This is a genomic window from Qipengyuania sp. NPDC077410, assembly GCF_044543405.1.
Taxonomy (GTDB): Bacteria; Pseudomonadota; Alphaproteobacteria; order Sphingomonadales; family Sphingomonadaceae; genus Qipengyuania; species Qipengyuania pacifica.
This window is the reverse complement of the sequence record NZ_JBITWB010000001.1, coordinates 363288-389309: the sequence shown is the minus strand read 5'-3', so window position 1 is coordinate 389309 and position 26022 is coordinate 363288. Positions and strand designations below refer to the sequence as shown.

The 26022-nt window shown below is 60.0% G+C and carries 29 protein-coding genes and 1 pseudogene; 10 read left to right on the top strand and 20 right to left on the bottom strand.

Annotation, left to right across the window (positions count from 1 at the left end; translation table 11 throughout):
* Positions 1-14: 14 nt before the first annotated feature.
* From ACIGGE_RS01915 to ACIGGE_RS01895, 5 genes are all read right to left on the bottom strand, one after another.
* Positions 15-914 (bottom strand): DMT family transporter, encoded by a 900-nt coding sequence (locus ACIGGE_RS01915; protein ID WP_397489276.1) that lies wholly within the window; start codon positions 912-914, stop codon positions 15-17.
* A gap of 236 nt (positions 915-1150) precedes the next feature.
* On the bottom strand, positions 1151-1429 hold the full coding sequence (locus ACIGGE_RS01910) for a hypothetical protein (protein WP_397489275.1): 279 nt from the start codon (positions 1427-1429) through the stop codon (positions 1151-1153).
* Between the two features lie 4 nt (positions 1430-1433).
* Positions 1434-4022 (bottom strand): cbb3-type cytochrome c oxidase subunit I, encoded by a 2589-nt coding sequence (locus ACIGGE_RS01905; protein WP_397489274.1) that lies wholly within the window; start codon positions 4020-4022, stop codon positions 1434-1436.
* Entirely contained in the window at positions 4019-5044 is a 1026-nt protein-coding gene (coxB, locus tag ACIGGE_RS01900) for a cytochrome c oxidase subunit II (protein ID WP_397489272.1), read from the bottom strand. Before coxB ends, ACIGGE_RS01905 begins: the two co-directional genes overlap by 4 nt.
* On the bottom strand, positions 5037-5417 hold the full coding sequence (locus ACIGGE_RS01895; protein WP_397489271.1) for a c-type cytochrome: 381 nt from the start codon (positions 5415-5417) through the stop codon (positions 5037-5039). The genes coxB and ACIGGE_RS01895 overlap by 8 nt, the downstream gene beginning before the upstream one ends.
* 57 nt (positions 5418-5474) lie before the next feature.
* On the opposite strand from ACIGGE_RS01895, the pseudogene ACIGGE_RS01890 reads away from it, so the two are divergent.
* Positions 5475-6047, top strand: a pseudogene (locus tag ACIGGE_RS01890) (c-type cytochrome); the annotation flags it as partial.
* Between the two features lie 13 nt (positions 6048-6060).
* Here the strand turns inward: ACIGGE_RS01890 and ACIGGE_RS01885 are convergent.
* From ACIGGE_RS01885 to ACIGGE_RS01845, 9 genes are all read right to left on the bottom strand, one after another.
* The gene (locus ACIGGE_RS01885) at positions 6061-6741 is read right to left on the bottom strand and encodes a cytochrome b (protein WP_397489270.1); all 681 of its coding nucleotides are present in this window, start codon (positions 6739-6741) and stop codon (positions 6061-6063) included.
* A complete protein-coding gene (locus ACIGGE_RS01880; protein ID WP_397489269.1) occupies positions 6738-7367 on the bottom strand; it encodes a cytochrome c oxidase assembly protein in 630 nt (209 codons plus the stop codon). The genes ACIGGE_RS01885 and ACIGGE_RS01880 overlap by 4 nt, the downstream gene beginning before the upstream one ends.
* 313 nt (positions 7368-7680) lie before the next feature.
* Complete coding sequence (locus ACIGGE_RS01875; RefSeq protein WP_397489268.1) at positions 7681-9033, bottom strand: rhodanese-like domain-containing protein; 1353 nt, start codon at positions 9031-9033, stop codon at positions 7681-7683.
* 209 nt (positions 9034-9242) lie between these two features.
* On the bottom strand, positions 9243-11009 hold the full coding sequence (locus ACIGGE_RS01870; protein WP_397489267.1) for a SulP family inorganic anion transporter: 1767 nt from the start codon (positions 11007-11009) through the stop codon (positions 9243-9245).
* A 24-nt stretch (positions 11010-11033) separates the two neighbouring features.
* Complete coding sequence (locus tag ACIGGE_RS01865; protein ID WP_397489266.1) at positions 11034-11453, bottom strand: DUF6691 family protein; 420 nt, start codon at positions 11451-11453, stop codon at positions 11034-11036.
* Positions 11450-11896 (bottom strand): YeeE/YedE family protein, encoded by a 447-nt coding sequence (locus ACIGGE_RS01860; RefSeq protein WP_397489265.1) that lies wholly within the window; start codon positions 11894-11896, stop codon positions 11450-11452. The genes ACIGGE_RS01865 and ACIGGE_RS01860 overlap by 4 nt, the downstream gene beginning before the upstream one ends.
* The gene (locus ACIGGE_RS01855; RefSeq protein WP_397489264.1) at positions 11896-12825 is read right to left on the bottom strand and encodes an MBL fold metallo-hydrolase; all 930 of its coding nucleotides are present in this window, start codon (positions 12823-12825) and stop codon (positions 11896-11898) included. The genes ACIGGE_RS01860 and ACIGGE_RS01855 overlap by 1 nt, the downstream gene beginning before the upstream one ends.
* Complete coding sequence (locus tag ACIGGE_RS01850; protein WP_397489263.1) at positions 12822-13178, bottom strand: ArsR/SmtB family transcription factor; 357 nt, start codon at positions 13176-13178, stop codon at positions 12822-12824. The genes ACIGGE_RS01855 and ACIGGE_RS01850 overlap by 4 nt, the downstream gene beginning before the upstream one ends.
* Positions 13179-13399: 221 nt before the next feature.
* Positions 13400-13810 carry a helix-turn-helix domain-containing protein gene (locus tag ACIGGE_RS01845; protein ID WP_397489262.1) on the bottom strand — a complete coding sequence of 137 codons (411 nt, stop codon included), beginning with the start codon at positions 13808-13810 and terminating at the stop codon, positions 13400-13402.
* Between the two features lie 101 nt (positions 13811-13911).
* On the opposite strand from ACIGGE_RS01845, the gene ACIGGE_RS01840 reads away from it, so the two are divergent.
* The 5 genes from ACIGGE_RS01840 to ACIGGE_RS01820 all read left to right on the top strand — a co-directional run bounded on the left by ACIGGE_RS01840 (position 13912) and on the right by ACIGGE_RS01820 (position 17690).
* The gene (locus ACIGGE_RS01840; RefSeq protein ID WP_397489261.1) at positions 13912-14295 is read left to right on the top strand and encodes a mercuric transporter MerT family protein; all 384 of its coding nucleotides are present in this window, start codon (positions 13912-13914) and stop codon (positions 14293-14295) included.
* Between the two features lie 10 nt (positions 14296-14305).
* The gene (locus tag ACIGGE_RS01835; RefSeq protein ID WP_397489260.1) at positions 14306-14635 is read left to right on the top strand and encodes a heavy-metal-associated domain-containing protein; all 330 of its coding nucleotides are present in this window, start codon (positions 14306-14308) and stop codon (positions 14633-14635) included.
* 95 nt (positions 14636-14730) lie between these two features.
* The gene (gene merF / locus ACIGGE_RS01830; RefSeq protein WP_397489914.1) at positions 14731-14853 is read left to right on the top strand and encodes a mercury resistance system transport protein MerF; all 123 of its coding nucleotides are present in this window, start codon (positions 14731-14733) and stop codon (positions 14851-14853) included.
* A 12-nt stretch (positions 14854-14865) separates the two neighbouring features.
* Positions 14866-16290 (top strand): mercury(II) reductase, encoded by a 1425-nt coding sequence (gene merA, locus ACIGGE_RS01825; protein ID WP_397489259.1) that lies wholly within the window; start codon positions 14866-14868, stop codon positions 16288-16290.
* A gap of 86 nt (positions 16291-16376) precedes the next feature.
* Positions 16377-17690 carry a Glu/Leu/Phe/Val dehydrogenase gene (locus ACIGGE_RS01820; protein ID WP_397489258.1) on the top strand — a complete coding sequence of 438 codons (1314 nt, stop codon included), beginning with the start codon at positions 16377-16379 and terminating at the stop codon, positions 17688-17690.
* 38 nt (positions 17691-17728) lie between these two features.
* Here the strand turns inward: ACIGGE_RS01820 and ACIGGE_RS01815 are convergent, their stop codons facing one another.
* The 6 genes from ACIGGE_RS01815 to ACIGGE_RS01790 all read right to left on the bottom strand — a co-directional run bounded on the left by ACIGGE_RS01815 (position 17729) and on the right by ACIGGE_RS01790 (position 23251).
* Entirely contained in the window at positions 17729-18058 is a 330-nt protein-coding gene (locus ACIGGE_RS01815) for a YnfA family protein (protein ID WP_397489257.1), read from the bottom strand.
* The gene (locus tag ACIGGE_RS01810) at positions 18058-18411 is read right to left on the bottom strand and encodes a hypothetical protein (protein WP_397489256.1); all 354 of its coding nucleotides are present in this window, start codon (positions 18409-18411) and stop codon (positions 18058-18060) included. The genes ACIGGE_RS01815 and ACIGGE_RS01810 overlap by 1 nt, the downstream gene beginning before the upstream one ends.
* Positions 18412-18548: 137 nt before the next feature.
* A complete protein-coding gene (locus ACIGGE_RS01805) occupies positions 18549-19895 on the bottom strand; it encodes a dihydrolipoyl dehydrogenase family protein (RefSeq protein WP_397489255.1) in 1347 nt (448 codons plus the stop codon).
* Positions 19896-19933: 38 nt separating this feature from the next.
* Positions 19934-21907, bottom strand: a complete 1974-nt coding sequence (locus tag ACIGGE_RS01800) for a glycoside hydrolase family 15 protein (RefSeq protein ID WP_397489254.1) — start codon at positions 21905-21907, stop codon at positions 19934-19936.
* Positions 21908-21910: 3 nt separating this feature from the next.
* Positions 21911-22714, bottom strand: a complete 804-nt coding sequence (locus ACIGGE_RS01795; protein WP_397489253.1) for an SDR family oxidoreductase — start codon at positions 22712-22714, stop codon at positions 21911-21913.
* A 15-nt stretch (positions 22715-22729) separates the two neighbouring features.
* A complete protein-coding gene (locus ACIGGE_RS01790; RefSeq protein ID WP_397489252.1) occupies positions 22730-23251 on the bottom strand; it encodes a DUF1440 domain-containing protein in 522 nt (173 codons plus the stop codon).
* Positions 23252-23431: 180 nt separating this feature from the next.
* Between ACIGGE_RS01790 and ACIGGE_RS01785 the strand changes: the two genes are divergently transcribed.
* The 4 genes from ACIGGE_RS01785 (at position 23432) to fdxA (ending at position 25943) form a co-directional block, all read left to right on the top strand.
* Positions 23432-23593, top strand: a complete 162-nt coding sequence (locus ACIGGE_RS01785; RefSeq protein ID WP_397489251.1) for a MerR family DNA-binding transcriptional regulator — start codon at positions 23432-23434, stop codon at positions 23591-23593.
* A 17-nt stretch (positions 23594-23610) separates the two neighbouring features.
* Positions 23611-23826, top strand: a complete 216-nt coding sequence (locus ACIGGE_RS01780; RefSeq protein ID WP_397489250.1) for a MerR family DNA-binding protein — start codon at positions 23611-23613, stop codon at positions 23824-23826.
* A gap of 476 nt (positions 23827-24302) precedes the next feature.
* A protein-coding gene (locus ACIGGE_RS01775; RefSeq protein ID WP_397489249.1) for an IS5 family transposase occupies positions 24303-25081 on the top strand; the annotation gives its coding sequence in 2 pieces (ribosomal slippage) (positions 24303-24636 and positions 24636-25081; 780 coding nt in all).
* A 520-nt stretch (positions 25082-25601) separates the two neighbouring features.
* On the top strand, positions 25602-25943 hold the full coding sequence (gene fdxA / locus ACIGGE_RS01770) for a ferredoxin FdxA (RefSeq protein ID WP_397489248.1): 342 nt from the start codon (positions 25602-25604) through the stop codon (positions 25941-25943).
* The last annotated feature ends 79 nt before the right edge of the window (positions 25944-26022 follow it).

The following is a 26022-nucleotide window of genomic DNA, read 5'->3' as shown; positions in this document are numbered from 1 at the left end:
ACATCTCATTCTCACTAATCTGCCGATTTCGCATGCTCGACTATCATCAGGACAAGCCCTGCGAAAACCAACCCGAAGCCCAAAAGGTGAGACCAGCGAAATGATTCGCCAAGTAGGACGTAAGATAGGACAAGCGCGCTAAGGGGCATGACTGCCATCGCACCTGCCGTGAGTGCTCCTGGCGCTTTGCGGGCACCATTATACCATAGAACAGGAGCGAGCCCTCCTGTGGCCGCACCCCAAAAGGCGAGCGCGAAATAACCATCCCGACCTACGCCGGAAAAATCGAACGGTCGGGAATCGAAAACAAAAGCCAGAACGACAAAGAGCAAAGCGGCAATGAGCGATGCGGCCAGTGTTGCTTCCAGCGAGCTGATCCCGTCGGACAGTTTACGTGCAAGCAGGGTGTAGGCTGCCTCGAAGCACACGGCCATTGCGACAAGCGCTGCGCCAAGAATCGGCGCTTCGGTGGCTCCGCTTCCCCCGGTTCGCAGCAGATTGATCATCACTATCCCCGCGACCGCAAGGGCCAATGCTCCTGATGTGCGCCAGTTCATTGCGGCACCGAAGAAAACTACGGCCGCGGCGGCAGTCACTGCCGGTGTCGCGCTCATGATCGTGGAGCCAATCACGCCTGTGGTGAGACGCATGCCAAAAAGCATGGCTGCGGTGAAACCGACCATCCCGAATAATGAGATCGCGACAATCACCCACCAGTCCGACCGCTTCGCATGAGCAAACCTTTTCGTCAGCAACCATGTGAATGGAGCAAGGACCAGACAAGCGATCAGCATGCGCATGCATGACGCTGTGAAGACCGAGAACTGCTGCCCGATTAACTTGCTGAGCGGCGTTGCACTGCCAAAGAGTGCCATGCCCAGCAAGAGCTGCACGACAATCGCAGGAGTGGTCAAGCGTCTCTCGTATACCATGATACTGCAAAGACTTAACACGCGGGGCTCTGTTCGGAAACATGGTCGTGTTTGTATGCGAAAGTTGCTGGCGCAAGTTTTACTATTGATTGCTTTCGGCCGTACCCGGCCTGCGGCGCGACAAGGCGACGTTCCGCATGGGCTACTATTCCATCGCCGTGCTAATGGCTTATGACGCGGGGATGGCGGTAATCCTGGGCGGAGTTTTCGCCGAATAGCTAGCCGACGATTGCGGGGAGCAGACTGAACAGGATTCCGGTGGCAGAAATGGCTATGCCAAGGCCAGGGATGGACGCCCACGAGGCGACGGCTCCGCGCCGCCACAGCCACCACAATGTTCCCAACGCGGGCAGGGTGAGGATCGCCGCGATCCAGCGGGCCGCCGGTTGGTCTGGCAGCACGCTACTCGCCGCCCAGAGGAGCAAGAAGTGCGCGGCCCATGCGCACAGGGCCAGCGTCGGCGTCAGCCAGTCGATGTCGTTGCGGTATTCGCGCATCGTCTCAACCTCCCGGAAACAGCCGGACCACGAGCGCAACGGCGAGGCCCTGTAGCGCAGCATAGCCGATGAAGCGCACCACAATGTCGAGCGTGACGCTGGCAGGTGCCACCAGCAAGCCCCTGCCGCTGCGATAGCCAAGATAGAGCGCCATGATGGCGGCGATCACAGCGGTGCAAGCCTGGAAAGCAAGCAGCGCGAAAACCGTAGCGCCCTGTCCGCTGGCGGTCGGGTCGAGCCCCGCGCCGCTCCAGCCCCTCCAGTCCCACCAGATCGCTCCGCCGAGCAGGCAAGCGCCGACCGCCGCCATCAGCCAAGGACCCTGTCCGGGGAATGTCGCCTTGGGCTTGGATGCGAGGATCCGGCGGGAGAGCCATGCCGAACCCAGCGCCAGTAACAGACACATAACGATCCCGGCGGTCTGCGCGAGACCGGGAGGGGCAATCCAGACATCCGGATTGATGCCGTAGAGGTAGAGATAGCTGAAGATCGCCATGAAGACGATCATGCCCATGACCACAATCAATGTATTGAGCGCCCACCACCCGTGGCCGGAGGGTCCGGTAATGCCGATGGGCACCACGATTCCCGCGCCGATATCGGCCGTCTGTTGCTGGATCGGGCGGTCGGTCTCCCACAGCCAGCGCAACACGCAGGCGAGTGCCACGACGCCGGCGAAGGCGGAAAAGGCATAGGCCTGCACGGTCAGCGCAAGGAAGAAAGCCGCAGTGAAGACGGCCGCACTCACCGGCCAGGGCGAAGGGCCGGGCATCAGCTGGAGATATTGCGGCTCTGCATTGATTGGCGAGGTGATAATCGTTTCGCGCAGGCCCGTGGCGCTGTTCGGGAGGAAATAGCGGCCTTCCTTCACATCGTCGCAGATATGCGGATCGTCCCAAAGTGGCTCGCGGCTCTTCACCAATGGGATCGAACGGGTCGAATACATCCCAGTGGGGAGCCATTCGAGCGTCCCGCCGCCATAGGTGTTGCCCGCGTCCTGATCGGTCGTGAACCGGAACCTGCGCGCCAGGTCGATCAGGAACAGCAGCACGCCCGCCGCGATCACGAAAGCACCGATCGTCGAGACGAGGTTGAGCAGGTCCAGCCCGCGATCGGGAAGATAGGTGTATACCCGCCGCGGCATGCCCATAAGGCCGGTCAGATGCATCGGCAGGAAGGTGATGTGCAGGCCGGTGAACATCAGCCAGAACACCCATTTGCCTAAACGTTCGGACAAGGCGTTCCGGCTGGTCATTCCGTTCCAGTAATAGAACGCGGCGAACATTGGGAAAACCATCCCGCCCAGCAGCACGTAATGGAGGTGCGCGACGATGAAATAGGTGTCGTGTGCCTGCCAGTCGAAGGGCACCATGCCGACCATCACGCCGCTCAGTCCGCCCATGACGAAAATCATAATGCTGCCGACCACGAACAGGGCGGGCGTCGACCAGCGGATTTTCCCTGCCGCCAGTGTGGCGATCCAGCAGAACACCTGGATTCCTGCCGGGAGGCTCACCGCCATGCTCGCGGCGCTGAAATAGCCGGTGGAGACGCGCGGCATGCCGGTGGCGAACATGTGGTGCGCCCAGACGCCGAAGCTGATGAAGCCGGTCGCCACCAGCGCCAGGACGTTGAGGCGGTAGCCGACCAGTTCGGTGCGCGCGATGGTCGCGACCATCATGCTCATCAGGCCTGCGGCGGGAAGGAAGATGATGTAAACTTCGGGATGGCCGAAGAACCAGAACAGGTGCTGCCACAACAAAGGGTCGCCGCCTCGGGTCGGATCGAAGAACGGCCAGTTGAAGGCGCGCTCCAGTTCCAGCAGCAGCGTGCCCAGGATAATGCTGGGAAAGGCGATCACAATCATTACCGCGAAGACCAGCATGGCCCAAGCGAACATCGGCATGCGGTCGAGCGTCATCCCTGGCGCGCGGGTGCGCAATACACCAACGATGATCTCGATCGCCCCGGCGATGGCGCTGATCTCGATGAAGCCGATCCCGAGCAAATAGAAATCCGTATTGATTTCGGGACTGTAGGCGATGGAGGTAAGCGGCGGGTACATGAACCAACCGCCATCGGGCGCGAGACCGACGAAAATGCTTGCGAAGAAACACAGTCCGCCCACGAAATAGGCCCAGAAGGCGAAAGCGGAGAGGCGCGGGAAGGGCAGGTCGCGCGCGGCCAGCATCTGCGGCAACAGCATGATGCCGATTGCTTCCACCATCGGCACTGCGAACAGGAACATCATCACCGTGCCGTGCATCGTGAAGAACTGGTTGTAAGTATCCGGCGGCAGGAATTCCTGCATCGGCGCGGCGAGCTGCACCCGCATGCCGAGCGCGAGAATACCCGCCAGCAGGAAGAACAGGAAAGCGGCCGCGACGTAGAAGAAGCCGATGTAATTGTTGTTGACGACCGTCAGCAGTCCCCAACCCTTGGGGTTGTCCCATATCTTCTCCAGTTCCTCCACCTCGCCTTCGGGGCGGGGCCGGTGCGTGGGAAAGAGCCGGTAGAGTTCGTGATCGAAGCCAGTTTCGGACGTGCGCCCTTCCATGGCGCCCTGCGTCCTGTCCAGCGGACCTGTGCTCATCGCTGTTGCTCGAGCCAGATTGCGATGGCTTCCAGTTCCTCGGCCGAGAGCATGTCGTAGCTCGGCATGCGATTGCCCGGTTTGATCGACTGGCTGTCGCCGATCCACCCGATCATCGTGCCGCGATTGTTGGGCAGGATGCCAGCACCAAGCGTCAGGCGGCTGCCGACATGCGTGAGGTCGGGACCGATCAGACCGTTCGCTTCGGTCCCGGCTACACGGTGGCATGCAGCGCATCCGCTATCCATGAACAGCTGGCGTCCACTCAGGGCATTGGTCGCAGAATGCGCGACAGCAGAGGTGATGGCCGGCACCTCTCCCGGTACGTCCTGGTCAGCGACACGAGGCCGTGAGCGGCTCCGCCCCGCGATCCAGTCGTTCCAATCCGCACGGTCATGCGCCACGGTGACGAAACCCATCAACGCATGCTGGCCACCGCAATATTCGGCGCACACGCCCCCATACCGGCCCGCGCCATCGGCCTGGATCACGAGTTCGTTCAAGCGGCCGGGAATCATATCCTCCTTCCCGGACAGATTGGGCACCCAAAAGCTATGGATCACATCCTCGCTGGCAAGTTCGACCACCACGGGCTCACCGACCGGCAGGTGCAGCTCGTTGGCATCGCGCATGATCACATTGCCTTGCTCGTCGAGATATTCGACGTCAAACCACCACATATACCCCGTCACGCGGATGCGCATCGCGTCCTCGGGTACGGGCTCTGTCAGCGAAGCGGTCAGCGTGAGCCCCCAGACCAGCAGGCCGGTGAGGACCACGCCGGGAAAGGCGATGCCGCCTATCCAGATCGCCTTTTCACCACCCAGCTTCGCTTTCCAGCGGTCGGGCCCCTTGATCGCGACATAGACCGCGGCGACCACGATAGCGGTCACCGCGACGCCCATGCCGATCAGCGCCCAGGCCAGCACCACTACGCTGTCCGCATAGGGACCGGCCGGGTCGAGAACGGGTGGCGGCCAGCCCCACCAGGCATCGAAAATGTCGGAAGACCCACTAGTCATCGTCGAGACCATAGAGATACTCCGCGACATCGCGAGCCTCTTCTTCGCTCAGCGGCATGGCAGGCATGGCGGAGCCGGGCTTGGCCGCAGGCGCGTTGCGGACGAAGGCGGCGAGGTTTTCGGGCGTGTTCGGCAGCGCACCGGCGATTAGGCCGATGTCGTCGAAGCCGACCAGCGAGGGACCGGTGCGACCTTCCGGCCAATCGATCCCGGGAATCTCGTGACAGGCGGCGCAGCCCACGCGCTCGATAGCCTCCAGCCCGCGCTCCGCCGTCTCCCTATCGGGCCCGTACCGCGACCCGGGAGGCTGCTTGCAGGCCGCCAGGCCCGCACATAGAGCAACGAACAAACTGATGGACAGATACGCGCGCAAGATGCTCCCCCAGGTCAAAACGGGAACCAGCCCGTCGCGCCGGAGGTTCCCGAAAGGATGCACAAATCATCCGCGATATCCATGAGCATTGCCATGCTGGCGTTGATCGCAGCGTGCAATGAGGCCGAACCGACTATCGACAGGTACGAGATCTCCGGCGAGGTTATCGCATTGAGCGGAGGGGATGCGGGTGCGCGTGGGGCCTGCGTCACCTGTCACGGCCTCGAAGGGGAAGGGGACGGTAATCTGGTCCCCCGCCTCGCGGGCCTCGACCCCGGATACCAGCTTCGCCAGCTCGCAAATTTTGCCGAGGGCCAGCGCCGGCATCCGCAGATGGTCTGGATCGCCGACCACCTCGACCGGCCCGCCCGCGAGAAGGTTGCAAATTACTACGCCGGTTTGCCGGTGCCCGAAGGTTCCGCGAGCGCGCCGGACGCGGGCGATTGCGCGGCGGCGGAGCTTTATCTGCGCGGCGATCGCGAACGCGGGCTTGCGGCTTGCGCCAGCTGTCACGGTCCGGACGGCGCGGGGGTCGGTTTGGGCAATCCGCCGCTTGCTGCGCAACCCGCGCCTTACCTGCAAGCGCAGTTGAAAGCCTGGGCGAATGGCGAACGCTATGGCGGCGACAACACCATGACGCGGATCAGCCAGCTTCTGACGGAGGCCGAGATGGCTCGCCTGGCTGGCTATAGTTCGGCCCTCCCGGGTGCCCGTGGGTATCCGGAACCTCCGGAAACATGCCCTCGAACACGTCGTCCCGATCCCAATAATGATGCTTGATGGCCGCAAAGGCATGGGCCGGGATCAGTGCGGCCAAAAGCACGACGCAGAAGACATGGATATCCTCTGCCACATCGAGGATCCAGAACTGCCATTCGGGCGACATGTCCTGGAACGGCATGGCCGGAACCGGAACGATACCCGCCAGGCGAAGCTCGCGAGCCGGCTGGATCGCCGACCACATCGCCCATCCGGACAGCGGCAAAAGCGTAAAGAGTGCATAAAAGATCGCGTGGGTCGCATGCGCGACGGTCGTTCGCCAGCCCTGCTTGTCTGCATCGTTGATCGGCCCGGGAACGATCAGCCGCCAGAGCAGGCGCAATGCCCCGAGCACCAGCAGCGTCAGCCCGACTTCGGAATGCACTGCGTAGGCTTCCAGCTTGTCCGGTCCAACGAGATAGCGCTGCATCCTCCAACCGGTGACCAGTTGCCACATCACCACGGCGGCCATGATCCAATGAAAGGCCACGCCGACCGGTGTGTATTTTCCCCGCTCGCGATAGCTGACCGACCACTCCCGCCATTGCTGGACCCAAGGCTTCATCGCGCGTAGGCTGGTTGCATCGATCGATAGAGAATGGCGAGCGCGATCAGCAGATAGGCCGCCGATGCAGGCGCCCACATGATGAGGCCCGCGATTTGCTGATCTTCCAGCGGTGTCCAGCCCCATGCCTGCGTCGTCGCAAAATGTGGAGCGTAGAAGGCCCGCCCGGCGAACGTCAGGAGAGCGCCGAGCGCACCCATTTGCACCATGGTAGCCAGGGTCGCCGCAACGGCTGCGGGAACCTGCGCCTGGCGCATCGAAGCCCACCAAAACGCCGCGGCCCCCGTCAGACTCAACTGCATTACCCAGAAAACGATGTCGCTGGATAGCGCGGCGGAATACACCGGCGGTGCGTGCCAAAACCAGAAGATGATCGCCTGGATACCGGTCAAGGCACCCAGCGCCCTTGGGCCGACAAATCTTCTGAGATCAAGAGATCTCGCCAATAGCGGGGCCAGAATCAGCGCCAACGCGACATGATGGATTGTGCGTATCGAAAAAAGCGCGGATCCCAGGGCACAAAGCGGTGTAACGAACAGGATTAAAGCGACACCGGATGCGGCGAAGTGATACTTTTTTGTTTGCGGAGCATACCTGAGACCCAATCCGAGGCAGAGAGTGATCATGAGAATCAGAATAGGATCACCATTCCAAGCTCCTAGCCAGTCAGCGGGAACAGGTGCAACGCCGCAATATGGCGTCCAGGAATGGGAGCTTCCGTGCATTAAGAAGACTCTACCTCATTTGGTTCCGTCCTGTCACGAGGGTAAACCTAGCGTTTGTTACGTTCTGCCCGAAGCAGTAAAAATCCTCGCAGAGAACGAAACAAATCTACAAGAATCGCCTGACGACCGCATGCGCGCCTTGCGGCGCTATCATCGCAGATGCGAGGAGTTGGTTTCGCAATTGCTCGGTCGGCTCTCGGACAGGTTCCGACGATCAATCCTGCGCCGCTTTCCACGCGCCCATCGAACCCAGGTACACATCCACATCGTCAAAGCCGTGCGCATCGAGCCAACCCGCCGCCACTGTCGCCCGCATTCCGCTTGCGCACATGAGGGTGTAGCTTCGGGCCGGGTCCAGATCCTGCCAGCGCTTGGACAGTTCGCCGACATAGATATGCTTTGAGCCGTCGATCGCGGCTGCCGCCCGTTCATCGGCATCACGCACATCGAGCAGCGTCCATTTGTCGTGTTCGTCAGTCAGTCTCTGCTTGACTGTCTCGGTATCCACCATTGGAATGGATTGCATCGTCTTGCCCGAAGCGGCCGCGGGCACCACGCCGACGTAACCACCGAGGACGTTGTCCAGTGCGATGCGAACCAGATGTTCCATGGCAGCATTCAGCTGATCCTGCGACGACGCGACCAGGGCGACACTCTCCCCTTCGCCGATAAACCACCCGGCAAAAGCGGGGATCATCCCAACCGGCAGATTGATACTGCCGGGCAGATGGCCCGACGCATAGGCGAGCGGCTCGCGGATATCGATGAGGTGATCCGCGCCGCACTCGCCCAGCTCCCGTAGCGATATTGGTTTCGGCTGCATGACCTGCGGAGCGGGATCGCCGCCCTCTAGGTTCAGCCGTTCCATCAGTCTGAAATAGGGAGGCTGGTAGTGGTTCTCCCCAACCTTGTAGTCGATGAAGGCTTCTCGGTCCTGAATTTGCAGACCCGGGTTATTGCACCGCTCGTGTCCGACGGTCGAGAACTCGCGCTCGGCCATGCCCGACCCGCAGACCGAACCGGCACCGTGGGCCGGATAAATGATCGCCTGATCGCCCAGGTCGCAGATCTTGCGCAGCGAATCATAGAGCAGGCCTGCGACCTCGCGTTTGCGATCGGGATAGAAGTCGGTGCGTCCCACATCTCCGACGAACAAGGCATCGCCCGTAAACACCCCAACGGCTTTTTCGGGATATTCGCTGTCAAACAATGCGTAGACGACATGATCGAACGTATGGCCTGGCGTCTCCAATACACGGATTTCTAGCTGGCCGATCCGGTAGTTGTCGCCTTCGTACGCCGTTTGCGCATAAGCGACTTCGCCATCGGCGTTCGGTCCGTGCAGCACCTTTGCCCCGGTCATTTTGGCCAGGACCGGCGCGCCGGAAACAAGGTCCTCATTGCGATGCGTCTCGAAAATATGCGTGATGGCTAACCCTTCTGCGCGAGCCTTCTCGGCATAGATGTCGCAATCGCGGCGGGGATCGATCACCGCCGCCTGCCCGCCGGACCCGACGAGATAGGAGAGGTGAGACAGGCCGGGCGTCTTGATTTTTTCGAGAAGCATGTTGGTTTCCTTCTGGTCGGTTTACGAGGGTATATGGGCTGGGCCGAAAGCAGGATTCTGAATAAACCGGTTGGCACCTGTAAAGGGATGCGGGTTCATGGGAAAAGTGCCGCCTCTGCGCACGATGAGAAAAGCGGGCGCGGCCGAAACGCCTATGCCGATTGATGGCATCAGATATGACAATCTCGATTTCCTCTTTCGATATTTATTCAAATCAAGCCTCGGGCGATATCGTCGGGCGGAGGCGGGCCCCCGTTGTTTCGTGACAATTCGTGAAAGGCGCGGTTCTGCGACAGGAACACACGCCCGCCGAGCTCCTGAAGAAAATCGGTTCGCTTGAGACGATCCATCACTGGCCCCTTAACTTCCGACAAATGGAGGTCGATCCCGGCATCTGCGAGCCGGTGATTGATCGCCTCGAGGCTTTCTAACCCCGATGCATCCACTTCGTTCACTGCACTGCACATCAGGACGACGTGGCGTACTTCTGGCTGGTCCGCGACGCGTTCGAGCACATATTCCTCTAGCCAGCGAGCGTTGAGATAGGTCAGGCTTTCGTCGATGCGGATCGACAGGACATGCGGAACGGTGAAGACCTTATGCCGCTCGACATTGCGGAAATGTTCCGTCTCCGGGACACGCCCGACGATTGCCGCATGCGGCCGCGATGCGCGCCAGAGATACAGCAGCAGACCAACCGCGACGCCGGCAATGACGCCCAGTTCTACGCCAGCCAGCAGAGTGATGACGATGGTAGACAGATGCGCCGCGAAATCCGCTTTCGAATAGCGCCACAGCTGACCGGGTGTCTTTAGATCGACCAGGCTGAGCACCGCGACGATGATCGTTGCAGCGAGCGTCGCGATCGGGAGGCTGAAGAGGAGCGGTGTGAGAAAGACCGACGCCAGGGCAATCCCGATGGCCGTATAGGCGCCTGCGGCCGGCGTTTGCGCGCCTGCATCGAAATTGACCGCAGACCGGGCGAATCCGCCCGTCACCGGATAGGCGCCCGAAAAAGCGCTCGCAATATTCGATGCGCCCAGCCCGATGAGTTCCTGGTCTGGCGAGATACGCTGACGTCTCTTGGCGGCCAATGTCTGCGCAACCGAGACGCTTTCCACGAAACCGATAATTGAGATCAGAAGCGCAGGCACCCATAGCCGCGCGATCAGGTCCATATCGGTCGACGGGGTCGCAAAAGGGGGCAAACCCTGCGGAATGGCCCCGACCAGGTCGACGCCTTTCTCGCCAAGATCGAGGACAAAAGCCGCCAGAATAGCGAGCGCCACCGCGATTACCGGGCCAGCTTTTGCGGCGATATCGGCAGCGCGCGGCCTCAGGCCGATGCGGATCAACGCCGGTTGGAGCCCACCCCTGACCCAGAACAGGAACAGCGTGGCCGGGATACCGATGGTCAGCGCCCAGGGATTGGTGAGGCCAATATTGGACGCGAGCGATCCGAGCATTTCCGGCCAAGTGTCGCCGCCGCCCGAAATTCCGAGAATGTGCTTGATCTGGCTGGTGGCGATCAGGACGCCGCTGGCCGTGATGAAGCCGCTGATCACCGGATGCGAGAGCAGGTTGGCGAGGAAGCCAAGCCGAAGAAAGCCCAGCACTGCCAGCATGATGCCCGACAAAGCAGCCAGCGTGATCGCCGCTTCAAGATATTCGGCCGTGCCCTGGGCAGCAACAGCCCCTGCCGCCGAAGCCGTCATCAGCGACAACACTGCGACCGGACCCACCGCTAGTGTACGGCTCGTTCCAAACAGCGCGTAGGCCACCAATGGCAGGATCGAGGCGTAGAGTCCAACGACCGGCGGCAGTCCGGCCAGCAAGGCGTAAGCGAGACTTTGCGGGATGAGCATGATCGTGACGATCACCGCCGCCACCAGATCGTTCGTCAGAACCGCGCCATTATAGGTTCGGCCCCATTGGAGAATGGGAAAGTAGCGTGCCAGCAAGGGGGGTTCAGCCATGGCTTCGACTACTCCGGCAACACTTTATGACTGCCGCTCAATCAGGCGAACGATCATCATCCCGGCCAGCATCGCCGCGACGAAAGCCGCCGCCTTTGCCGGCACGATCACAAGCGCGGCGAAGCCTGGACCGGGACAAAGGCCTGCTATCCCCCAACCGGTGCCGAACAGCGCCGCGCCGCCGATCAGGCGAGGGGTGAGATCGCTCCGGTCGGGCAGGGCAAATTTCGCAGCGAGCAAGGGCTGCGCCATGCGTGCCTGAATCCGCCAGGCAATCGCCATCACTATCACCGCTCCGCCCATCACGAAGGCCAGCGTAGGATCCCAGTCCCCAAATATGTCGAGAAAGCCGCGCACACGCGCCGGGTCGACCATTCCGCCCAGCGCCAGCCCGGCACCGAACAGGCTGCCCGAAAGCAGAGCCACCAGCCAGGAGCGCGTCATGACAGCACCTCCAGCCCTAGGGCGTTCATGATGGCGACGGTCGCGATACCGGCCGCCATGAACGTCGCCGTGGCGACGAGTGAGCGCTGCGACAACCGGCTGACGCCGCATACGCCGTGGCCGCTGGTGCAGCCGCTGCCGATGCGCGTTCCGATTCCGACCAAAAGACCCGCCGCAACGAGTGGGAGGTATCCGGCAAAGCTTGCCTCGATACTGCCGCTGATCCACGCAACCAGCAAGGCGCCGAACGGCAGGCCCAGAACGAACGCCCACGCGCCGGTCTGCGGCATTCCGTCCCCGCTGACACCGAAGGCGCGTGCGGCGATACCGGACACGCCGGCAATCCGCCCTGCACCCAGCAGCATCAGCGCGGCGGCCAGGCCGATGAGCACACCGCCGAGCAATCCTGCGAGCGGGGCGGCATCGGGAAATCCAAGCACCATCACAGCTTGTTCACGGGCACCTTGAGGTAGGATGTGCCGTCGCTTTCGGGCGGCGGCAGGTGGCCGCCGCGCATGTTCACCTGAATGGCGGGCAGAATCAGGCGCGGCATTTCCAGCGTCGCATCGCGCTGCGTGCGCATTTCGACGAACTGATCCTCATCCACGTCTTCGTGAAGATGCACATTGGCTGTGCGCTGTGCGAGCATGGTGGTCTCCCACACGAACTCGGTGCGATTGGGCGCCTTGTAATCATGGCACAGGAACACCCGCGTCTTGTCCGGCAGGCGCATCAGTCGCCTGACCGAGTGGTACAGCTTGCGAGCATCGCCGCCGGGGAAGTCAGCCCGGGCAGACCCATAATCCGGCATGAACATCGTATCGCCGATAAAGGCCGCATCGCCGATAATATACGCCATGTCAGCGGGGGTGTGACCGGGAACGTGCAGAGCGATCAGCGGAATATCGCCGATCATCAACTCGTCACCATCTTCCAGCAGGCGGTCGAACTGCGAGCCGTCGCGCTCGAATTCGGTACCTTCGTTGAATACCTTCCCGAACACGCCCTGCACGGTCACGATCTCGCGACCGATGACGAGTTCGCCGCCGAGCTGTTCCTGTAGATACGGCGCAGCGGATAGATGATCGGCATGCGCGTGGGTTTCGAGGATCCAATCGACGTTAAGACCTGCCTCGCGTACATAGCCGATGAGTTCGTCAGCGGCTTCAAAACTGGTACGACCCGAAGGCTGATCGAAATCCCAGACGCTGTCGATGATGGCCGCGCGCTTGGTCTGATCGTCGCTGACCACATAGGTCGCGGTAAAGGTCGGCTCGTGAAAGAATGCCTTGACGTGAGGCGCCCGCGGATCGCCCGCAAGGACGCCGTTCACCTGCTTGCAAGCCTTTTCGATATTCGTGTCTTCACTCATGTGTTGTCTCCGCTATCATCGCTCGGCTGAGGGGATTGACCAAGCTCGGGGCAAAAGATCTCGTGCAACAATTCGAGAACCCGCTGCGCATTGGGATCGCGGACCCTGTAGAATACCGACTGGGCTTCCTTGCGCGTCGCGACCAACTTGTCTTCGCGGAGTTTCGCAAGGTGCTGCGACAATGCGGACTGGCTCAGCCCGACGCGCCCCGCCAGATCGCCCACGGAAAGCTCGCCGGCTTCGGCCAGAAAGCATAGAACGAGCAGGCGCGATTCATTGCCCATCATTTTCAGCAGGCGGCTGGCCTCGCTGGCCTGGCGCGTGAAATCGGTGGGAGAATCGGTGGTGCTCATCGCTGCCTCTTTTAGGAATTCCTAATTTAGGAAAGCCTAATGGTTCGTCAAGGATGCAATTGCCTTATTCGGATGGATCGTCGACTTCTTCGTGCACGGCCTCGGAGTTTAAATTGTCCCATGATTCGTGCACTGACGTGAGGCTTGAGTAACCATGATTGACGCCCGCCTCTTGCTTGGTTGTCGATAAAGCAAATGGCGAAGAGTCTCGCAGGCCAAGGCTAGTTTCGTGCCCAGAGCGCATCGATTATCGGACATTCGGGCACATCGGAACCATCGCATTGCGCCGCCACTTCCGAGAGGGTCTGCTCAAGCTTCATCAGATCGGCAATCTTGCTTTTCACACCTGCGATATGGTGCCGTGTCAGCTCCAGCACCTCGCCGCAGGTATAGCCGTGAGAATCGACGAGACTCAGCAAGCTGCGCAATTCGTCGATTGAAAACCCCAGTTCTCGACCGCGCAGGATGAACCCTAGCCGTGCCTGATCTTCGGGAGAATACACTCGGTGGCCGCTCGTCGTCCGTTCGGACTGATTGAGTAACCCGATGTTCTCGTAATAACGGATCGTTTCGATATTGCAGCCTGCGCTTTTGGCTAATGCACCTCGCTTGATCGGTCGATGATCGGTCAAAAACCTCACGCCCCAAAAAAAACTGCTTGAACCTGCAGTTACTACAGACCCTATATTCAAGGTCACTGAGTAGCAATAGAACCAGGCAGGCCGAAAACGCAATGGACGCCAATTTGAGAAATGTTGCCCGGGCTCAGGACGATCGTCGCCAGCGGTGGTTCGCCACCGGTGGCATTGTCGGAGCCATACTGGCTTCGACCTGCTGCATCGTGCCGCTGGTCCTGGTCGTGCTGGGCAGCGGCGGTGCCTGGGTAGGAACCCTTACCAGTCTTGAGCCATACCAACCCTATTTTCTCGCCCTGGCGGCGGTGTTTCTAGGTCTGGGATTTTGGCACGTCTATTTTCGCAAGGCGCCCGCCTGCGAAGACGACTCGTACTGTGCGCGACCATCATCATTGATCGTCACCAAGACGGTGCTCTGGAGCGCCACCGTGCTTATCATTTTGACGGCGACCATGGGGTGGTGGGCCCCGCTATTTTATTAGGAGAAATGTCATGAACCGTACCGCGATTGCATTAGTTGCTACAGCCACGCTCGGATTGGGAGGCCTTGGGGCGGTCACCCTTTTGCCCGAGACCGCCGCGCAAGCCGAGGCGTCCTCGACACTGCGCACGCAGGTGTTCTCGATCGAGAAGATGACCTGCGCAACATGCCCGATCACAGTCAAAACCGCGATGGAGCGCGTGAAAGGCGTGCGTTCCGCAAACGTCGACTTCGATACGAAGACCGCAACGGTAGTCTATGATCCGCGCGTCACCAATCTTGGAGCAATTGCCGCAGCCTCTACCAATGCTGGTTATCCTGCACGCGCAGCGGGCGGATAAGGCTGCGGACGATCGGACAATCCTGCGCCTTGGTGTAATCGGCACCATCATCATTGCACTCTGCTGCTTTACCCCGATCCTTCCTATTGGTCGCTGTGGTAGGTTTGTCCGCAATCTCGGGCTATCTCGACTACGTGTTGGTGCCCGCGTTACTATTTTTCGTCGCCCTTACGATCTTTGCCGTCCGGCGGCGTAACCGCGACACCAATCACAGCTAATCGGAAATAATTATGACTGAGAAACGCGCGTCGGGCACCGGCGAACACTACGACCTTGCCGTCATCGGGGCTGGATCGGCAGGCTTTTCTGCCGCAATTACCGCTTCCAACGAAGGAGCAAAGGTTGCGCTTATCGGCCACGGCACAATTGGCGGGACGTGTGTGAACGTCGGATGTGTGCCATCCAAAACGATGATCCGTGCCGCCGAGGCGCTGCATCACTCCAAATCGGCTAGTCGGTTCCCCGGGCTTTCAGGCGAGGCTTCTGTCACCGACTGGAAATCCCTGATCGCGGCCAAAGATGACCTCGTTACGACCTTGAGGCAGAAGAAGTATATCGATTTGCTGCCAGATTATCCGGGGATCACATATCTGGCAGGCGCTGCACGGCTGGTCGATGGCGGCGTCAGCGTGGACGATGAACTCGTCAAGGCCACAAAAATCATCATTGCGACTGGCGGTCGCCCAGCGGTGCCGGCCATTCCGGGGATCGAGAAGGTTCAGTATCTCACCAGCACCACCGCGCTGGAACTTACCGAGCAACCGCGATCGCTTATGGTAATCGGGGGCGGCTATATTGGCTGCGAACTGGCTCAAATGTTTGCCCGAACCGGGACCAAGGTGACAATGGTTACCCGGTCGCATCTTCTTCCCGGGGCTGAACCGGAGATTTCCGATGCCTTAGCCCGCTTCCTGGCCGATGAGGGCATCGTTGTTCGCACCGGCCTGGACTATCGCGAAATCCGACAGTCCGATGACGGGGTTTTGCTGACCGTCGAGACTGCCAATGGTATCGAGACACTGCCTGCCAAACGGGTTCTGTTGACGACGGGGCGCACACCCAACACCGCCGGTCTTGGGCTGGAGGAAACCGGCATTGCCACGGCGCGCCGTGGGGGCATCGAGGTCGATAAATACTTGCGCACTTCGACGGCGGATATCTACGCAGCAGGCGATGTTACGGGACGAGACCAGTTCGTTTACATGGCCGCCTACGGCGCCAAGCTAGCGGCGCTCAACGCGCTAAATGGCGACAGTCATGTGTACGACAATGCGGAGATGCCTTGGGTAACCTTCACCGATCCGCAGGTTGCAGCTGTCGGCTTGTCCGAGGCTGCCGCTACGCAAGCGGGGTTCGACGTCAAGATCTCGATTGTCCCGCTCGATCAAGTGCCGCGAGCGCTCGCGGCCCGCGACACGCGCGGGTTGATCAAACTGGTCGCGGATGCCGAAACCGACAGGCTCCTTGGCGGCCAGATACTTGCGCCCGAAGGTGCGGACAGCATTCAGACTCTCGTTCTGGCGATCAAATTCGGAATGACCGTTCAGGCGCTGGGGGAGACAATTTTCCCTTATCTGACGACGGTCGAGGGGCTGAAGCTGGCCGCGCAGGGGTTCGGCAGAGATGTGACAAAACTCTCCTGCTGCGCAGGCTAAAGACTCCGCGCTGACCGGTGTCTCGCTATCTGAGCGCAGTGGTTGGGAAACTTCCCTAAAGCATAACCAACAATAAAGAGAACTCTATGATCGACGCCAGGCAATCGAATGACGACAACCCAACCCGCCTTGATGTCGTTTACGATCATCTCAACACATCGGATGATGCACGCGAGAGGTTGGCAAAAGCGAAATTGGCCTTCCATGTGAACATTCCGGTTCGTATGGATGACGGGTCGCTGCGGACCTTCGAAGGCTGGCGAGTCCAGTATGACGATACCCGCGGTCCAACTAAGGGCGGGATTCGATTTCACCCTCAGGTGACTGCTGAGGAAGTGACTTCGCTTAGTTTCTGGATGACCATCAAATGCGCGGTTGTCGATCTGCCTTTCGGCGGAGCGAAGGGCGGCGTAAATGTCGATCCAAAAAGTCTCTCCCGGCTCGAACTGGAGCGTCTTTCTCGCGGATATATTCGCGCGGTCTATGACGTCGTCGGTCCCGATCGCGACATCCCGGCGCCCGATGTCAATACGAACGCCACAATCATGGGCTGGATGGCAGATGAGTATGCTCAGATCGAACGCCGCCAGGTCCCGGCGGTCATCACCGGCAAGCCGCTAGGCCTCGGCGGGTCCGAGGGCCGTGTAGCTGCTACGGGGCGCGGTGCGCTTCAGGTTCTGAATATCTGGGCCAAGCGCGAAGGCAAATCTCCCGAAGATCTGACTGTCGCAGTGCAGGGCTTTGGCAATGCAGGTTATCACTTCGCACGTCTTGCGCATGAGGCGGGATACAAGATCGTTGCCGTCTCTGACTCCAAAGGGGCAATTTACTCGGATGAAGGCCTCGATCCCGAACCGATCTGGCGCCACAAGCACAAGACCCGCAAGCTCAAGGGAATGGTTTATTGCGATGCTTCGGTCTGCGAGGAGGCCGCATTCGACACCCTTACAAACGATGAGCTTCTCGAGCTCGATGTCGACATTTTGGTTCTGGCCGCTTTGGAGAACGTGATCACCAAAGACAATGCGAGCAAGCTAAAGGCGGCCGCGATTCTGGAGATTGCGAACGGCCCGGTAAATTTCGAAGCCGATGAGACCTTGGAGGACAAGGGAATTGCGGTACTCCCTGACGTGCTGGTCAATTCCGGTGGTGTAATCGTAAGCTATTTGGAATGGGTCCAGAACCGCAGCGGCGATTACTGGCCACAAGACGTTGTTGAAAAGCGGTTGGCCGAACGTCTCGACCGCGAAGCCGAGGCCTGTTTTCAGCTGGCTGCCGACAAAAAAGTGTCCTTCCGAACCGCCGCTTACATTCAGGGCATTGGTCGCATCGCCGAGGCCATGGGCCAACGCGGAACTGCGAGCTACTTTGGCGAACAAGACGGAAGAAAGTCAGCGTGATCGTCCCTAATTTGGGGACCTATATACGTTTGTGACCACTAGGCTGGGCGCGGGCCGAATAGAATGATCGCCGCGCCACCTAGGCAGACCGCCGCTCCAATCACATCCCAACGATCCGGTCTCCCGCCTTCGATCACCCACAGCCAAAGCACAGCTGAAACGATATAGACCCCGCCATAAGCAGCGTAGGTCCGTCCTGCGTGCTCTGCTTCAATAAGGGTCAGTAGATAAGCGAATAGCGCCAGCGAAAGAACGCCGGGCGCGATCCACCACGGCGATTTGTCCATGCGCAGCCAAGCCCAGAATGCGAAGCACCCGGCGATTTCGGCAATGGCTGCGCCAATATAGGCGAAGGCAGTCACTTGCATTAGCTCTTGAAATACTCACCGACGAAATCCAGCCACTTGCGGGTGATTTTGAACCTGCCTCGGATATCCTGCGCGTAGGCTTGGTAGATGGAGTTTGATTTGCTGTTTTGTGCGATTTCAGGTTGCGCCCGATTTGGGAGAACTTTGAGTCTTTTTCGGTTTTCATTAACCGCAAGGTGCTCATCAGACAGAGCGATGTAGTCCGGCAGTGCCTCAATCATCGCGGAAGTTTTCATTTCACTGTCAGATTGCACAGAAAGCACCAGAAGTCCACATTTCCAGAGGTCCATCGTAAGGTCGATTTCGATTGGCGTTGCCTCACTCGGGCGCTCAAAGGCTGCGAGTAAGTGCAAGCGTTTCCTCTAAAGCAATCTCCCTGTGGCGTCCTGCGCGTCCTCTGTCTTGGCCATCGGGCCGGCCGCAACGCGTCGCGGCACCGTAGTCACGCCAAAGGACTCTTTAACTCGCTAGCGACGCCACAGCTTAAGGGTCATAGCATGTAACCAATATCCGATGCCCCGGTCGGGTACGCGAACATTGTCGTCTTGATCTGCTCTGCCGTGATTCCGTTGCGGATGGCGAGCGCGAAAAGGTTTATGACCTCCTCGGCGTGCGGGCCGACCAAGTGCGCGCCTAGTATGAGGTCGGATTCATCGTCCACCAGCACCTTAAATCCGTAGACTTTCTCGGCCGCCTGACGGGCCGTAAACCAGTTCTCGGCACGTTCGCTTTTCAGTTGAAACTTGAGGCCTTTGTCTTTCGCCTCGGCTTCGGTGAGCCCCACCGCCGCTATCGGCGGAATGGTGAAGGCGACGCTTGGAACTCCTTTATAGTTAGGCGTTTCAGTATTTCCATTAAGCAGGTTGGTTGCAACCACCTTGGCATCGTGGCTGGAGACAGGGGTAAGGGGCGGACCCATTTGAGCGGCATCGCCGGCGGCGTAGACGGCGGGGTTCGAAACACTTTGCAGGTGCTCATTCAGCACGAGCCTCCCTTTCTCGTGCCTTATTTCCGCGGCATCGAGATCCAGCGAAGCAAGGGCCGGCTTGCGGCCAGCCGCATGAACTACGAGGTCGGCGTCCACTGTGGTTTCGCCGTTCGCGCCCTTCGCCGTGACCCGATAGCCGTCTTGCGTTTTCTCGATCGAGGTCACCTCCATTTCGGTTCGAACGTCGATCCCCAGTTCATCGAACTTTGTCATGAGCCATCCGACGAGATCGGGATCGAACTGCTTCAGCATCCGCTCGCCGTGCTGGAGGATCGTGACCTTTGCGCCGGCGCGAGCGGCAATGTGCGAAAATTCCGAGGCGATGTAACCCCCGCCGACCAGCACAATCCGCTTCGGTAGGCGCTCGAGTTCGAGGAACCCCTCGTTGTCGACCAGATGCTCCTCGCCCGGGATTTCAAGCGGTATCGGCTTGGCTCCGGCGGCAATCAGAATGTGCTTTGCTTCGACAACCGCGCCTTCGATGTCGAGCGTGTTCGGTCCGGTAAACCGCGCCCGCCCATGGTACGTATCGATGCCCTTGTCCTTGTAACGCTGCTCGTGTTTTCCGGGGACCGGATCGGTAAAGCTGCGCTTGAAGGACAGGAGACCCGGCCACTCGAGACGGGTATCGCCTTCCACGCCTTTGTCTTCCATGCGCCACGCGTGGTCCACCGCCTCCGCGCCTCCAATCATCATCTTCTTCGGGTCACACCCTCTTAGCGCGCAGGTTCCCCCGAAGGGTCGGAAATCCACTACCGCGACGCTCCATCCCTCGGCGCGCACGCGCATGGCAGCGACCATTGCCGCAGTTCCGGTTCCGATGATCAGAAGGTCATAATTCGTGGCCATGTTCATTCCTTTGGGTGAAATTTGCGGCACTGGGGGTGTTATTCGGCCTGACCCGATGTGTTGTCGGACATACCGGCGCTGGGTCGGCAGAAATTAGATAACGCAAGTACGGACGCCTGCGTTCCGCGATGTGAGCCCTTCCGGCGGAGGGGCTTGTGCTCAGCAGCGCGCTTCGACCGATCGGCATTCGTGCCGGTAAGAGCTTCAGCACCCCCCCGTTCGTGAAGCTCAAGATGAATGGCGCTGTTGATGAGAGCGAGGTGGGTGAAGCCCTGCGGAAAGTTCCCGAGAAAGGAGCCACTGGCAGGCGCAATTTCTTCGGCGTAAAGGCCAAGATCATTGGCCTTCGCCGACAGGCGTTCAAACAAGCTTCTGGCCTCGTCAGCGCGCCCGATCGCCAGCAGAGCATCGACAAGCCAGAAGCTGCATATCAGAAAGGCACCCTCTCCGCCGGGAACGCCGTCCGGAGTCCGGTACCGGAGGACGTAATCTCCTTTGCGCAGTTGCTCTTCGACCGACTCGATCGTGCGTGCGATAAGGCTTTGGTCGATCGGCGCACCAAATTGCGGCGTGAGCAGAAGCGCCGCATCAGCCTCGCGATAGCCGAAAGCCTGAGTCAGCCCCTGATCGGGATCGACTCCTTCTTTCAGGATCGCTTGCAGCAAAGCGTCTTTCTCCGTCTCCCACCTGTCGTTGGGCCCAAGGAGCCGGAGCGCCCTGTCAAGCGCCACCCAGCCCATCAGTTTGCCATGTACGTGATGGCGCGGCTCGCCGCGCATCTCCCAGATCCCCTGGTCTGGCTCCTGCCAGCTTGCAGCGACATGGTCCGCTGCGCAACGAACCATAGTCTTCAGAGTGTCGTCCAGCGGTCCGCCGAGCGCATGATACATAAGCGCCCAATCGGCGATCTCACCATAAATGTCGGCCTGCCGCTGGTTGTAAGCGGCATTTCCGACGCGGACCGGCCTACTCCCGCCGTAGCCGTCGAGGTGCTCAAGCGTGCGCTCGGGAAGTTCTGTTTCTCCGCGGACACCATACATAATCCGCAGATGGGGCAGTGTCTGCACACAGCAAAGGCGCAGAAACTCGCAATAGCGGCGCGCCTCGCCGACGAAGCCAAGAGCGGCCAACGCCTGCAGGATGAACGCCGAATCGCGCAGCCAGCTGTACCGGTAATCCCAGTTACGCACACCACCGGGTTCTTCGGGCAGAGACGACGTGGGCGCTGCGACAATCGCTCCGGTGGGTGCGAAGGTAAGAAGCTTGAGTGTTAGAGCGCTTCGCAGCACCTTCGATTGATATTGGCCTCCGTATTGGCAACCCTCGCACCACTCTCGCCAGAAGGTCCGGGTAACATGCAAGAGCTGCTCCGCCACGCCGACTGGATCTGCATCGGCAGCCGCCGAAGGGGCCAGCACAAAGATATGCCGCTCTCCGGGCGCAAGTCTGATTGTTTGGTCGACCTCTCCCGGCGATCCGAGACAAGCGCTCGATGTGTAAAGCTGGAAGGTTTGGTCGTTCGTATGGGTGCCCTCGGCGGAAGGCGCTTGCTCGAAGGGTTCCGCCGCTTCCTGTAGCCTGATCCTCGCCCTCGGCTGCCCCTCTTGTCCTTCGACAATCCTTACGAGCCAGCCCGGCGCGGACAATGTGACGAAGTCGTCCGGCTCTGCATTCGGCGCACGCCCGACCGGGAGGAAATCCGTGACGGTGAAGCGCCCATCTTGCACCGTCCAGTCCGTCCGCAGGATGTTGGTGTCGGGCAAATAGGCCCGCCGGGCCTTGCCCCCTTCGGCGGGTGCGATTCCGAAGCAGGGTCCCTTGCGCTTGTCGAGGAGGCGCCAGAGTGTCGGCTCTTCGTCGAAGCGCTCCCGGCACCACCAATCCACACTGCCGTCATAGCCTACGAGCGCAGCGCCATGACAGTCTCCGATCAGGGCATAATCCTCGATCGGCAGATAGCCACTTCTAGGTTCAGAGCTGAACAGCCGTTCGCCGATGCCATCGCGAGGCACCGATCAGCCCCCTTTCCGGAAGCCAGGGTAAAGCATCATGCCGCCGTCGACAAAGAGCGTCGTTCCGACAACATAGTCCGACGCGTCCGAGGCGAGCCAGACGGCGGCTTGGCCAACGTCCTCTGGTTCGCCGATGCGTTGATAGGGGATCAGCTCCAGCAGCTTTCTGCGCGCCTCCTCGTCTTCCCAAGCATCCCGGTTGATATCGGTCTTGATGGCGCCTGGAGCGATGGCGTTGACACGGATCTTCTCACAGGCGAGCTCCTGCGCCATGGTTTCCATCAATAATTTGAGACCGCCCTTGGCTGTCGCATAGTTCGCGTGTCCCGCCCACGGGATCTCCTGGTGTACGGAGTTCGTGAAGATGACCTTCCCGAGCGCAGGGGATCGATCTCGATCAATCCCCTGTTGACGGAAGCGACGTATCGCTTCCTGGGCGCATAGAAACTGCCCGGTGAGATTGACGTCTATCACCTTGCGCCAGTCCTCCAAGCTGAGATCGGTAAAGGCGGCATCGCGCTGTATCCCGGCGTTTGCGACCACGATGTCGACTCCGCCGAACAGCCGGTCCGCCGCATCGAAGAGTTTCTCACAATCCTCCGGCTTCGAGACGTCCGCTTGGACCGGTTCGGCTCGACCGCCGGTCTCCCGGATTTCACTGGCGATCCGCTCGGCAGATTCCCTATCGGAGCGGTAGTTGACGATGATAGAAGCTCCCGCCGCGGCGAGAGCCCGGGCGATGCCTTCGCCGATGCCGGAACTGGCACCCGTTACGATGGCACGATTTTTCTCAAGTGATAGCTGCAAGATTCCCGACCTCCGTTAGTTCAAGCGATTTTGTCCAGCGAGAGCTGGCGTGAGGCGGTAAAGCCCTTCGGCCGTGCCCGCGACCGCAAGGCCGTAGACGAGGTGACCCAGCAGCCCTCGGACATGGGCTGCGGCGGGATAGTCCTCGTCCGGCGCGCTGAAGCCTAGCGCCGGCGTCAGGAATTCGTCGAGGATGAGCGACATACTCATACCCGTCGCCACTCCCGCCCCTAGGGGCTTTATGCCGAAAGTCCTGCGCAGCAGGCAGTAGACAGGACCCCATCCGATGCCGGAGGCATAATGAAAGGCCTTCCCGAGACGCTTCGTATCCTGTTTGTCGAGCTCAAGATTTGCAAGACTTGCCGACTTTTCCGCCGCCACGCGGTAGGGCGGCCCAGGACGAACGCGCTGTTCCCTTTGTCTCGTTTTCTCGGGCGTAGCGGCCCAAAGCGCCTTCTGGGCATATTCTGTCACCTTTGTGGCCAGTAAACCGGCGACCAGGCCAATGCCAATGTCGAGAATAAGGTTACTCTTCATGATCCGCTCCGTTGCGCATAGGACATGAACGTGCCGGTCGCCGTTGGTTTCCAAATTTGTTCTGCCGTTCTCCTGCGATGTTCCAGCCTGACTGGTCAGACTCAGTTACAGCTTGTGTGTTGCGAGCATCCTGCCAGAGGCGTAGGATCTGTAGGGAATACAGGATTGAGGGCGAACTCGATGGTGGACAGAGGCATTTTTCAGGATCTGGTGCCCAGAATCGGCGTGATGGCGCGGAAAACTGGCTGCAACATCGAAACCATTCACTACTACGAAAAGGCTGGTGTTATCCCTCATCCAGCTCAATCGGCGAGTGGTCATGGTCGATATGGCAGCATCTGAAGCGGCTGGCCTTTGCCATGAAAGCCCGCGTGCTTAGCTTCACGCTTTCGGAAGTGAAAGCGTTGCTGCGGCTGATCGACGAGCGGGACTGCTCTTGTGCTGAAGTCCGCGATGTGACGGCTTCGCATCTTCAAGATGTTCAAGCAAAGCTTGCGGATCTCCGTCTCATGGCGTCAGTGCTAAGGAGCTGGTGGTCAGCTGCGACAAAGAGAAATCCACCGACTGCCCCTTAATCGAGCGCATGTCCGATGAGCCCGAGATACTGCAAAGTGCCGAAGGACGCGCGTGCCAGGGTCGCAAGGCCGCCAACATCCGCTCCGCGCCGACCTCCCCGCATCTTCCATCCTAGCCGGGCCACGATGGTTACTTAACGCGATATCAAAGCTCGGGGCTCGCTCAGAAGCATGGCATAACTCGGACCTTAGCTACCAAGCTGACGGCCATTCGGGCCTGTAACTTCCGCACAGATCTGAAATTTAGGCCTTGCATCTGTAGCCGCTACAGGACCTATTAAGGATCTGCCGAGAATCGAAACCAAAGCTCCTGGTGCATACAAATCATTGAGCCATACACTGCGCCTGTTGCATCCAAGTACAACCATGTCGGGAGCCTAGGCTCAGGACCCATTGAAGGGATTCCCCAGGGCTCGCTAATCTGATTGTGCTCCGCACGCCTTCGGCTCCACCGGCAACCCTAAGGAGGCGTTGTTGTGAGTGATCTGTTCTGGTTGTCGGAGGCGCAGATGCGCCGGATCGAGCCGTATTTCCCGCTGGCGCATGGAGTGCCGCGGGTCGATGATCGTCGGATCATTAGCGGGATCATCTTCGTAATCAGGAATGGGTTGCGCTGGCGGGATGCGCCGCGCGAGTATGGTCCGCACAAGACGATCTACAACCGGTTCATCCGCTGGAGCCGGCTGGGCGTGTTCAACAAGATCTTTGCCGCGCTCGCCGCCAAGGGCGGCAAGCCGGATCAGCTGATGATCGATGCCACGCATCTCAAAGCTCACCGAACAGCTGCCAGCTTCTTAAAAAAGGGGCTCTTCCCAGACGTATCGGACGCACCAAAGGCGGCCTGAACTCCAACCTTCATGCGGTCTGCGATGGCCAGGGGCGGCCTCTCGTCATGCTGCTCAGCGAAGGCCAGATGAGCGACTTCAAGGGCGCGGCGCTGATGCTCGACGCGCTTTCCAAGGCCAGCGCACTGCTTGGCGACAAGGGCTATGATGCCGACTGGTTCCGCGCCGCTCTGGCCGACCGCGGGATCACAGCCTGTATCCCGTCAAAGGCCAATCGAAGGGTCCAGATTCCGCACGACAGGACCCTCTATCGCCAGCGCCACAGGGTCGAAAACATGTTCGGCAAACTCAAGGACTGGCGCCGCATCCATACCCGCTACGACCGCTGCGCCCACACCTTCATGTCCGCCATCTGCATCGCCGCAACCGTCATCTTCTGGCTCGATCAACGAGTCCTGAGCCTAGAATGAACTCATCACGCAACGAGATTGATACGTCCGATACGACGGATCACAGTGCGAAGCCACCCATGGGCTTCACCATCGTGGCACTGAGCGCACTTCACGTTCTATGCTGTGGGCTGCCACTGCTGTTGCTGTCGGGCGTGTCCTTGGCCACCGTCTTTCCAACCTGGCCCGCCATCGGTGGCGCTCTCGTGATTCTCGGGCTCGTGGGGTTCGCCTGGTACCTGAAGAAGGGCTGCGCGACCTGTCCGGGTTCGCGCAGTTGCCGAGCACAAAACCAGCAAAAAAGGAAACCCGATTAGGAGAGGTCCATTGCAAGATGAATTTGACGAAATAGAGCTGCTGAAATCGGTCGTCCGGAAGGTAAGGCACCCGACAGTGGCTACGCGGAAGAGTGCTATGATAAGATCAGAAACAAGCGCGACGCTTTAAGCACGAGCGAAGTGATACTGGTAAATGCTCTTCGTTCGGATATGCCACTGAACATAAATGGCGACCGGCTGGTCGCCCCTTTTCGGCGGCGCCGATGACCTATGTAGTGACCGAGAACTGCATCAGATGCCAATACATGGATTGTGTCGAGGTTTGCCCGGTCGATTGTTTCTACGCCGGCGAGACGATGCTGGTGATCAATCCGGACGAATGCATTGATTGCGGTGTATGTGAGCCGGAATGCCCCGCCGAAGCCATTCTCCCGGATACCGAGTCGGGGCCGCAAAAGTGGCTGGAGCTGAACGCCACTTTTGCTCCCAGATGGCCAAACATCACCGGTAAAGGCGTTCCGCCGGCCGACGCTGACGAGCACAACGGAGAGCCAGATAAATACCAGAAGTATTTTTCGCCCGCGCCCGCTTCGGGGGCAGGGTAGGTCGTGGAGGCGCTAATGGCAGCAGAGCATCGGGGCGGCACTATAGGAGCGCTCGCTATCGGCACCCTTTCCCTCGCGT